We start from the raw sequence: 11054 nt of genomic DNA on the forward strand, positions 1-11054 counted from the left end.
ATTTGGTTATTAAACTAATTCTACCCGTTATGGGTTATTTTTTTAATTTATGTTGCACTTGAATTGTAAATTCTCAGAAATAAAAAACGGACAGAAGCGCCTTTCTGTCCATCCAGCTATTCAGATTAAAGCAGCAAACCAAGAGATATTACTGATAATAACAGCACCGATCAGTGCAATAATGGAACCACCAACAATCATCTTTAGCTGCCAACGAGTTTTATGTTCGTGAAGAATAAAAATTCCACCAAAAGCACCCACAATGAACCCCAGCTGGCCGAGCGTGGTAGCAGTGGCCTGGCCAAGACGAGGGTTGGCAATGGAGATAAACATTGTTACATTCCCAAGAGCCCATACAACCCCGACAATGACATTTTGCCAAGTGGGTCGAGCATGAAGATACTTTGTTTCATGAGAAATTAGAAAAACATATAAGTAGGCGCCGATCACCATCCCAATTGATTGCGGAAGGACAATCGCCACCATATAGTTAATGCCGTGGCCTGCTGTAACAATATTATTAGAAATATGCAGCCAGCGTTGCATTAACCGAGGAGTAATAAAATATCCCATATAAGCTAACGTAGAAACTAAGACCTGGAATAATCCATGACAGTTCACACCTGATGGCGTTGCTTTATTCTTGTTATCACGCTTTTGAATCATCAGGACTCCGCTGACGATCAAACCAATTGCTATAATCCCCACAACCCATTGCTGAATGCTAGTCCATTCACCGAGAAGTGCTGCTCCCAATAGCGCATTTCCAATCAGCTGACTAGTCATTGACAGAGGAAGTGCGATAGAAACACCATGCATGGTCTTAATAGCCAAAAACTGAAAAGCCTGACCAAGGGCCCACAAAATTCCAGAAATCAACCCAATCCAGATTAATTTACTATCCATGAAATAATGATGGGGCACTACCCACCCAAAATAAGTGAGCAAACCAAAAAGCAAGCCTCCATAAGTTAATCCCACTGTTTGCTGAGAAGCATTGCCGCCAAAAATGGTGGAAAGAATGCCGAGAGATCCCCAACAAAGTGAAGGAATAATTGCGATAATAAATGCGATGTCACTCAACTCCTTCTGTATTTTCTTAACCAGCAACTTGAATTCGGAAAAAGAAAGCCATGCAGAATTTCTTAACAGGATCCTGCATGGCTGTTTTTGATGTTTTACATAAAAACTGCTCCAACAATTTAGGAAGTAATTTTGGCAAGGCCCAACATATCTCTGACATAATGACTGCTCATTCTCAAACCTTTTTGATCATCCAAAATCACACCAAAGCCATTGCCATTCTTATATTCAACTTCGTATGGTCCTCGATAATGGTGATCCTGGAGAACCCGAAATAATTGAAGCCAGTTAATATCGCCATAACCGGGAACGGTAGCTTGGTAGTAACCATAATCATAACGATGTTTTTTATCCACCTTTTTGCCATAAATGCCATAACGACCCAGATCATTATTAATCGTCGTCACATCTTTAACATGGACACTTTTAATCCGGTCGGCAAATTGGTTAGCTGCCGCAAGATAGTCAATGTGCATCCAATACAAATGCGAGGGATCAAAATTGAGAGCGAGATGCTCATCCGGAATAATGTGAAACAGCTCCTCCCATAGCTCCGGTGTATAAGTAATGGTCGCTGGAAAGCCTTCTGGGTCCCAGGTTGGCATCGGACAATTTTCAATTAAAATTGTGACATGATGATTGGCCGCGTAGGTAACCAGTGATGGGAAAGTATCAGCACACATACTGAAATTATCAGCAATAGAGTGATTAAGGTCCCGGCCTACGTAAGTCCCAACATAGGGCACCCCCAGGGCTGACGCTAGATCAATGACGTGTTTGAGATGTTTCTGATTGTTATGGCGAATCGTCAAATCAGCGCTCAGCAGATTATCATAATAGGCTAAGCAGCTGATGGAAACGCCTGTTTGTTGAAGAAGATTTTGAACGTTTTTGATAGTTGTTACGTCAAAATGATCTGCATCAATGTCGCACTGTTTCGGGTGTCCCTTCGGCCAGCATGCCACTTCTAAAGTGTTAAAGCCCAGTTGTTTTGCTAATTTCACTTTCTTAATAAAGGGCATTTTGAGACAGTTAGTAATGAAGCCGACCCTTGGTGCCTGGCTCTCTTTGAAATCCAGCATCGCACTGTCACTAGTCAAAATGGATCACCTTGTTGTCCTTAGCTGAATCAAAGATGGCCTGAATAATCTTCATGTCATCCATCACTTCGCTGTTTTTCACAATTGGTTCTTCTTTACCATCAATCCAAGCCACGAAGTTGCGGTAAAAATCACAAACATCGACTGCAACCTTAGGTAGCGGGTGATGTTCCAAACTACCGTCGGTCCGAGGCGCCATGGTTTTAGTAAAACCGGCGCCCGCCTCGACGGGAATCGTATCCTTAGCCAATTCACCCTTGAGAGTGACGTACTCACCATGCAGTTCAAAATCCTTAATTTCCATAGTACCCGTGGAACCGGCAACGTACCATTCTGGCAACTTAATGAAGTTAGCTGTGCCAACTTCCAAAATACAACGCATCCCATCATCAAACTGCAGCTCGACGTAGAAACCATCGTCTACCTGATGGCCGAGCCGGTAACTAAGATCAGCGTAAAGGCTACGCAGCTTAATTCCCTTCTTCAGCCACAAAATTCGGTCCAAGATGTGCACACACCAATCATAAACCATGCCACCACCTTGTTCAGGATTGCGCCGCCAATCTCCTGGGATCCCTCGCGAACCGTTGATGATATTGCGGATTTCATAAATTTTGCCAAGGGCTCCGTCATCCACAATCTTTTTGACCATTCGAAAGTTCTCATCCCAGCGCCGGTTTTGATCAACCATAAATTTACGATTGTATTTCTTGGCTGTATCAAGGATATCCTGCAAGTCGGCAGTGGAAAGTGTGACTGGTTTTTCACAAATGACATGTTTTCCGTGTTGCAGTGACTGTATTGCTAGTTCTTTATGCGAATCATTAGGCGTTGCAATCAAAACAATATCGACTGCTGAATCATTGAGAACGTCAACTAGTGAATTATACGAATAATAACCATCTTTTTTAGCTGCTGTCTGTTTCTGCGGGTCAATATCATAGACGCCTTTGACCGCAATTTCCTTGACGTTTTTTAGACGGTCAAGATGACGAGTGCCCATGCCGCCATAGCCGATCAATACTAAATTTTTCATCTTAATTACCCCTTTCAAATAAAGAGGATGAGCCGCAACCCATCCTCTTTTATCTTGCAGTCCGTAACAATGATCTATTTAAAATCAGTAATAATCGGCTTCAAGTGGTTATAAGAGTATTCCAACCCCTTCTTAATCTGGTCATTGTTGCCAGCAAAGCGACGGTCTTCATGTTCAATGCTGAAGACACCCTTGTAGCTGATTTCCTTCATAACGTTGTAGAAGATGCTCCAGTTGATGTCACCTAAGCCCGGGATCACTGGAGTCCAGTAACCAATGTCTTCCGGTTGGGTCCGGTGTAGCTTCTTACCAAAGATCCCATACTTATAGAAAGCATCCTGGTGAACATGCATATCCTTTGCGTCAATGTGGAAAATTCGATCCTTGTAGTCCCGCAGAGCACGCAGGTAATCAATACCTTGCCATACCAAGTGTGACGGGTCAAAGTTCAAACCAAAGTTCTTATTTGGTACCCGTCGGAACATCTCATCCCACAGTTCTGGAGAGTAAGAGAAAGTCCCAGGGAATCCATCCTTCTGCCAACCGATCATCGGACAATTTTCGATCATCAGACTGACGTGATGGCTTTCGGCAAAGGGACAAAGATCATCCTTAAATAGCTTCTCAAAGTCATCAAAGTTTTCTTCCAATGACTTGTTCTGGTTCTTGCCGATAAAGCAACCAACCAACGGTACGTGCAACATACCAGCAGCAACAATGACGCTCTTCAGATGGTCGTAGTAGTGCTGACGAGTAGCTGGATCAGGATGCAGCATATTGTCATAGTAAGCCAAACTTGAAATCGTGATGTCGTACTTCTTGCACCAATCTAAGATTTCCTGAGCCCCTTCTGGGGTTAAGTTCTCTGTGTCGATGTCACTACCAGAATAGTCCCGGGTGTTATCCGTTGGCCAGCAAGAAACGTCGAGGGCATCAAAACCTACCTTGTGAGCGTAAGCCATCTTTTCTTCGAGCGTCATATCCTGCAAGCAACCTGTTAAGAAACCAAACTTCATGATTTTCACACTCCTATTTATTGTTGATAATATATTCTTTAAATTTTTAATTAGTTGAAACGTTTTCTGACTGCGAATTAAAGGCCCGCTGCATCAAGACAGCAATGATAATGATTGCCCCTTTGACAGCGCCAACCAGGAATGATGGCATCCCCAGTAAATTCATCAAGTTGTTAATGATCCCAAGAGTCAGTGTCCCGAAGATAGTGCCGGAGACCGTTCCTTTCCCACCAAACAGGTCTGTACCACCGATGACCGTCGCCGCAATGGCGTCCATTTCGTAGTTCAAACCCGATGAGGCGGAGTTAATACTACCCAGGCGAGAAGCTTCCAGCATCGAAGCAACGGCAACTAACATGCCCCCGATGATGTAGACAAACACTAAAACCCGCTTGACGTTAATACCTGACAGGAAAGTCGCCTTCTGGTTACTACCAACCGCATAAACATGGCGGCCAAACGCCGTCTTATTTGCGACAACCCAAATAACCAAACCGAGAACAGCCCAGATAATCACTGGGATAGGGATCCCAATCACTGACGAATTCGAGATATTGATGAATTTATCGGCGTGGCTAACCGTAGCGGTAATCCCGCCACCCTGGCAAGCATATTCGGCTAGCGAGCGGTAGATCCGCATAGTACCTAACGTCACAATAAAGGCCGGGATAGTGAACTGGGCTACAAAAGCACCGGTGATCAGACCAAAGATTGCCCCAGCAAGAATGCAGGCAAGAAAAGCCAGAAGAATACTGTTGGTGTGGTTTAATACAGCCAAACCAATCAGTCCTAAAGCCGCTAGCATCGAACCAACAGATAAATCCATCCCAGCGGTAATAATGATGAGCATCATACCGAGGGAAATAATTCCAATCGTTGCGTTATTTTGCAAGACTGAAATAATATTACCGAGATTTAAAAAGGTCTTGCCCTTGATCAAGACTGACACAACAAATAAAATTACAAAGGCAATCAAAGCACTGTTTTGTTGTGCAAACCGCTTCATCGAAAACTTATTTTTTTCTTTTGACAACTGCATTCAATCCACCTTCTCACTCGCGCTGCCCATTGCGTAACGCAGAACCGCTTCTTCATCTAACTCCTGGTGGAGCATCTCTTTCACAATTTTTCCTCGGCACATCACATAGACCCGGTCGCAAATGTGGTTAATTTCATTAAATTCGTTGGAAAGAACGACGAAACTGACCCCTTGTCGCGACAACTGTTCAATTTCTTCATAAATTTCTGAACGGGCCCCAATATCCACCCCTTGGGTCGGGTTATCTAAAATGACGATCCGTGGATTAGTGCTCAGGGCGCGGGCCAGAATGACCTTTTGCTGATTGCCACCAGATAAAGTAGTGATGTGATCACGACGCTGGCCATATTTAATGTTGAATACCTTGCTGTACTTTTGAAATGCTAAACGTTGTCGGTCATTTGATAAGATGCCACCCTTACTCAAATGGCGCAAAATGGTCAGCAGTAAATTATCGTTAATGCTCAGACCCGGAATAATACCATTTTCTTTCCGGTTCTTCGGCAGATAACTAATGCCACGTGCCACCGCTTTAGCAGTGTTTTTCATGTTAGTTACCTTGCCATCAACCACAATTTGTCCCTGATAAGGATAGTTAGCACCGGCTACCGTCGCGAATAGGTTACTTTTGCCATCACCCAGCAAACCAGTAATGCCAACGATCTCACCCTTACGGATGTGGAGATTAATGTCCTCAAATTCGTCTTGTTTGCTGAGATCGCGCAAAGCCAACACATCGTCCGTCTTAATCAAACGTTCTCTTTTGTTCATGGCGTTGAGCTTTTTTCCGACCATTGCTTCAATCAGCTGGTCTTCGGAGACATCCTTCGTTAATTGACCATCGAGGACCACTCGACCATCCCGCATCACGGTGTACTCATCGCAAACTTTGAGTACTTCCTGTAATTTGTGCGAGATGAAAATAATACTGATGCCCTGCTGACTGAGCTGCTTCATCACTTCAAAGAGATGATCAATTTCGACATCCGTCAGCGAAGATGTTGGTTCATCCATAATAATGAGGTCATTATTCTGGAGGAGGGCCCGCGTAATCTCGACAATTTGTTTCTCTGAAGGCCCAAGGTCTTTGACTAAAGCAGCAGGGTCTAGACGAACCCCAATCCGGTTCAACGCCGCTTTCGATTGTTGAATCATCGTTTTGCGATCCATAAAGCCATGCTTGATGATTTCATGACCAAGGAAAAGATTCTCATAGACTGTCAAATCATTAACTAGTGAGAGTTCCTGGTGAATAAAGGTGATTTTGACTCCTTTGGTGAGGACGATCTCGCCCCCATCATCCGGAATCAAACCGGTCAAAATGTTCATCAGCGTACTTTTGCCCGTCCCATTTTCACCGAGCAAAGCATGGATCGAACCTCGATGAATGGTCAGATCAACGTCACGCAAAACGGTGTTGTGACCAAATGATTTTTTGATTCCTTTCATTTGTAGAATTGTTTCCATGCTTTGCCATCTCCTTTAATTAGTATGGTGAATTCGAGTCCATGAACTTGTTAACATTCGACTTGGTAACAATGTTGGTCTTGATGATCTTGTTCTTTGGAATCTTCTTACCATGCATTGCGCTGTTAGCTTCACGAACCGCGATCCGCATCATCGTTGGACTGTACGTCGCCGTGAACAACTTGATACTATCTTTGTTGTTCTTAATCTTCTTCAGGTAAGCTTGACTGCCACCGCAACCAGACAAATACTTAACGTCTGTCCGCTTGGCTTCCTTAATTGCCTGCAAAATCCCCATTGAGGATTCGTCGTCAATTGAGTAAATCGCATCAACATGCTTGTGGGCTGTCAACATGTCTTGACCAGTCTGCAAGCCATCTTTTTGAGTGAAGGCATCAGCCGTCATCGTAACCAGCTTGATGTTCGGGTACTTAGCCTTCATTTCCTTCTTGAAGCCGCCAACCCGTTCAGAAGAAACTGAACCAGAACTTGGTACACTCAAAACGGCAATCGTGCCCTTGCCATTCAGCTTGCTACCGAGGTAGTCCGCACTAGTTTTCCCAATTTCCGTGTTGCTACCGGCAACGAAACCGTTGTAATTAGCATTTACTTTCCGGTCAAAGATAACCAGCGGGATGTTAGCCTTGACAACCTTCCGTGCGGCCACCGAAAGTTCACCTGTATATGGTTCCAATACGATAGCCCCAACTTTTTGGTTGGTCAGTTCATTCAGCTGTGAAGTCTGATCGTTAACGTTAGCCGCAGTAATTACCCGGTACTTCTTGAGATGAAGGGCCTTGCACTCCTGCTGAGCATAGTAGGCAACCCCAGATAACCAACCGTGGTCTGCAGCTGGCATGTCAACAACCAACGTATCCTTATCAACGCCGCTCACCTTTTTACTGGTCTTTACCTTGGTTGCGGCACTTGCTGATGAATTACTCTGATCAAATAATGTCAGGCCACCAGCAACGAGGGTCAAGCCTAAAAAGACTAAACCCAACATCTTCAAAATCCGTTTCATAATTTCAACTCCTATCTATAAAAATTGGTTTATCAAACACATTTATCTTGCTAATGCGTACCACCACCTAACAGTGATAAATATATTATTTAAAGCGCTTTCTCTCTATGCTATTTTTTAGATATAAACAGCAAAAAAATTGTCTTTTGATATCATCTTCAAAATTGCAAGTTAAAAAATAAGATGATAGTTTCTATGTTTTTTGTTCAAAAGCAGCAAAAAAGCCTCACATCAACGGACACGTGATGCAAGGCTTTGCAGCTATTAATTGTCGTTTGGTAATGAATTAGATAGATAAACTGAGAAAACTAACACATTTAAAGTATTAAATTACTATCCACATTGATAAATAGTTTGATTATTTAGAAAAATCTACTTCATATTCTTTAAATCCGCTTAACGGTACCGGAATATAAGCGGTCACTGTAACAATGTTAAGCTTGATGCGGTGCTTACCAGACAGCCCGCCATCAACATTAACCCGAATCGTTGCCGGTTCGCCATATTCCCACTTGATGTCAGAAACAGTCGTCAGTTCATCCTTCGTGAACCATTCCTTACCGTCAACAGAGAATTGTAATTGGTCAGGGTCTACTTTAACGCCATCAACCCAAACATTAAAATCGTGAACCATTGAAAGCGGGATCCCACGATAATAAGTAATGTTGGTCTGAAGTTCAAATCCCTTTACTTCATCCGCAGTTTTGAAGTTATGGCAAGTACCCTTGATAAAAACGTTATTATCAAACATGTTACTTAGCCTCCACTCGTGCAATTTCTTTACGCATCATTTCAACATGCGCTTTAACTTGCTCTTTTTCGATCATTGGGTGGCCAGGCAGAACAAACCGGTTGCCCTCATATTCAGTTGAAACGTAGCCCTTGTAACCTTTTTCGTGAAGATAATCCATAATTTCATGGTAGTTAATTGAGTATTCTTCACCCTTGTCGGTCATTTCATAAAGCTTAAAGTGGAAGTGCTTAATGTACTTCAAGTAGTCATCCATAATGGATAATGGCTTGTTTTCATAGCCTTGGGCATAAGTGATATACATCTTGTCAGCAGGTGTCTTACCGTACTTCTTTTCACCCGCTTTAAATTCAGAGGTCGGGTTGAAGCCATAACGTGCCACGTCTTCACCGCGATCGAAGAATGAGTTGCACCAATCGATGGTTTCTTGTGAAACGCCAGTAACTTTCTTCCAGTATTCTGACATAACGCGCGGAATCCGACGGCAGAAGATACCAGTATCAACAGTAATGCCGAGGTAAGGTGAATCGATTTCTTTCATCATCTTCAGGTACTTTTCAGTAGCCGGCACACCCCATGACAGACCAGCATGGAGTTCCAAGGTTAAGGTAATGCCAAGCTTTTCAGCATATGGCAAAACATACGGAACAACTTCTGGTGGAGTCATAGAAATCATCCGGACCGTCTTATAGCCCAACTTGTTGGCGTCATCAATTTCCTTCTTCATTAACTTAATATCTTCCTTTAAAGTTAATGTCCGGTTCTTGTACAAATCAGTGTTCAAGAAAACGTCAATGCAAGAGAGATCCAGATTGTATTCCTTGATCCAGTCATGCCAGTTCTTCAGGGTTTCTTCAGATGGTTCTGGGGCCCCATGAATCATTTGGTCAGGCAATACTTCCACACCATCAACATGCAGATCATGCATGTATTTCAGAATGTCCTTTAACGACATCCGCTTTGTTAAGTATTCATATTGTAAACTATAAAGACTGACTGAAGTTTTAATGTCACTCATTATGTTTACTCCCTTCTTCATTAATCCGAGAAAATGCGTTAATCGTCGAAGTAAACAACCTTGCCAGTTGCAGCAGACTTGTAAATTCCTTCAAGAATCTGTGTAACAACGATCGCTTGTTCTGGCTTTACCAGTGGTTCCTTACGTTTGTAAATTGCGTCAACCCATTGTTGAGCTTCTGCATCACGTTGTTCAACGTGGTTAGCACCAAAGCCAAAGACACCACCAGCTTCAGATGGACGAGTTTCTTCCAATTCGCCGTGTGCTGCCCGGTTAAAGACAACGTAACCCTTATCCATGAAGGCTTGGCCGAACATTTCAGCACCGGCCTTATCACCACAAAGAGTAACCTGAGCTTCCTTCGGGTTAATCATGTTCAATGCCCATGCAGCTTCTAGGAAGATCGTTGCACCATTTTCCATCTTAATCAGACCAAAGGCTGAGTCTTCAGTTTCAAAAGTCTTTGGATCCCAAGGGCCAAACATGTTTGCTTCTGGATTATCCTTCAACTTCTGGTAGGTAGAGCCAAGAACCATCTTCGGCTTGTAGTTGTTCATAAACCAAAGGGTCAGGTCCAGAGCATGAGTACCAATATCAATCAATGGGCCGCCACCTTGCTTGGACTTGTCAGGGAAGACACCCCAAGTTGGCACACCACGACGACGAACGGCGTGAGCCTTAGCAAAGTAAATGTCACCTAATTCACCATTCCGGCAAGCCTTGTAGGTAGCCTGTGAATCATCACGGAACCGGTTTTGGTAACCAATCGTTAATAATTGGCCACTCTTGTGGTATGCTTCCAGCATTTTCTTAGCTTCGGCATAGTTAATGGCCATTGGCTTTTCACACATAACATCCTTGCCAGCGTAAAGCGCATCGCAGGTGATTTGTGAGTGTGAAACATTCGGCGTCAAAACATGAACAACGTCAATTGAAGGATCCTTTAACATTTCCTTGTATGCCGTTGCTGAACCGGTATAAACCTTTGCATCAGGAGTACCATACTGTTTTGCAGCCTTTTCGGCACGTTCTGGAATAATGTCACAAAAGGCAACCATTTCTACCTTGTCTTTTAATTTGGCTAAGGCTGGGAAGTGCTTTTGATTAGCGATTCCCCCACAACCAACAAAACCGAATTTTAGTTTTTTCATAAAAATCGCTCCTATTTTTCATTTACGTACCAGTACTTGAAGTGGTCTCCTGTATCAGTACGCTTATTATGGTATCAGTGGGAAGCGCAATTTTATTGCATGTATTAAACCTTTTGATAGCGGTTTCTTAACTTTTTCGATTTTTTGATATTTCATAAATTAATTAATTGCGATTTTCATTGTGCAAATTTGCGTTTAGAAAATTCAACTGAAATTAAAAGGGACTGTGACATAAGTCTCTAATAAAGAACGGAGTTGGATGAAATCTTCGGATTTCATTCAGCTCCGTTTCCCTTTAAAATATAGATATACTGAAAAATAAAAAAAGACATCGACTGACCCTCGATGCCTTCAATACCCTTGAAAGGA

The 11054-nt window shown here is 43.0% G+C and carries 10 protein-coding genes; all 10 read right to left on the reverse strand.

Annotated features, from left to right (window positions below; all coding sequences use genetic code 11):
• Window positions 1-120 precede the first annotated feature (120 nt).
• Window positions 121-1083, reverse strand: coding sequence for a GRP family sugar transporter (locus tag QOR82_RS07885; RefSeq protein WP_283584227.1), 963 nt, complete (start codon window positions 1081-1083; stop codon window positions 121-123).
• 119 nt (window positions 1084-1202) lie between these two features.
• Window positions 1203-2183: a sugar phosphate isomerase/epimerase family protein gene (locus QOR82_RS07890; protein ID WP_283584228.1), complete on the reverse strand. Its 981-nt coding sequence runs from the start codon at window positions 2181-2183 to the stop codon at window positions 1203-1205.
• Window positions 2176-3219: a Gfo/Idh/MocA family protein gene (locus QOR82_RS07895; RefSeq protein ID WP_283584229.1), complete on the reverse strand. Its 1044-nt coding sequence runs from the start codon at window positions 3217-3219 to the stop codon at window positions 2176-2178. The genes QOR82_RS07890 and QOR82_RS07895 overlap by 8 nt, the downstream gene beginning before the upstream one ends.
• A gap of 74 nt (window positions 3220-3293) precedes the next feature.
• Window positions 3294-4235 (reverse strand): sugar phosphate isomerase/epimerase family protein, encoded by a 942-nt coding sequence (locus tag QOR82_RS07900; RefSeq protein ID WP_283584230.1) that lies wholly within the window; start codon window positions 4233-4235, stop codon window positions 3294-3296.
• 46 nt (window positions 4236-4281) lie between these two features.
• Window positions 4282-5274, reverse strand: coding sequence for an ABC transporter permease (locus QOR82_RS07905; RefSeq protein WP_283584231.1), 993 nt, complete (start codon window positions 5272-5274; stop codon window positions 4282-4284).
• Window positions 5275-6741 carry a sugar ABC transporter ATP-binding protein gene (locus tag QOR82_RS07910; RefSeq protein ID WP_283584232.1) on the reverse strand — a complete coding sequence of 489 codons (1467 nt, stop codon included), beginning with the start codon at window positions 6739-6741 and terminating at the stop codon, window positions 5275-5277. It abuts the gene before it with no gap.
• A 19-nt stretch (window positions 6742-6760) separates the two neighbouring features.
• Entirely contained in the window at window positions 6761-7765 is a 1005-nt protein-coding gene (locus QOR82_RS07915) for a substrate-binding domain-containing protein (protein ID WP_283584233.1), read from the reverse strand.
• Between the two features lie 358 nt (window positions 7766-8123).
• A complete protein-coding gene (locus tag QOR82_RS07920) occupies window positions 8124-8516 on the reverse strand; it encodes a C-glycoside deglycosidase beta subunit domain-containing protein (protein ID WP_283584234.1) in 393 nt (130 codons plus the stop codon).
• A gap of 1 nt (window position 8517) precedes the next feature.
• The gene (locus tag QOR82_RS07925) at window positions 8518-9534 is read right to left on the reverse strand and encodes a sugar phosphate isomerase/epimerase family protein (protein WP_283584235.1); all 1017 of its coding nucleotides are present in this window, start codon (window positions 9532-9534) and stop codon (window positions 8518-8520) included.
• 38 nt (window positions 9535-9572) lie between these two features.
• On the reverse strand, window positions 9573-10685 hold the full coding sequence (locus QOR82_RS07930) for a Gfo/Idh/MocA family protein (protein ID WP_283584236.1): 1113 nt from the start codon (window positions 10683-10685) through the stop codon (window positions 9573-9575).
• Between the last annotated feature and the right edge of the window lie 369 nt (window positions 10686-11054).

The sequence above is a fragment of the Limosilactobacillus difficilis genome, assembly GCF_947387495.1.
In the GTDB taxonomy this organism is placed as follows: domain Bacteria; phylum Bacillota; class Bacilli; order Lactobacillales; family Lactobacillaceae; genus Limosilactobacillus; species Limosilactobacillus difficilis.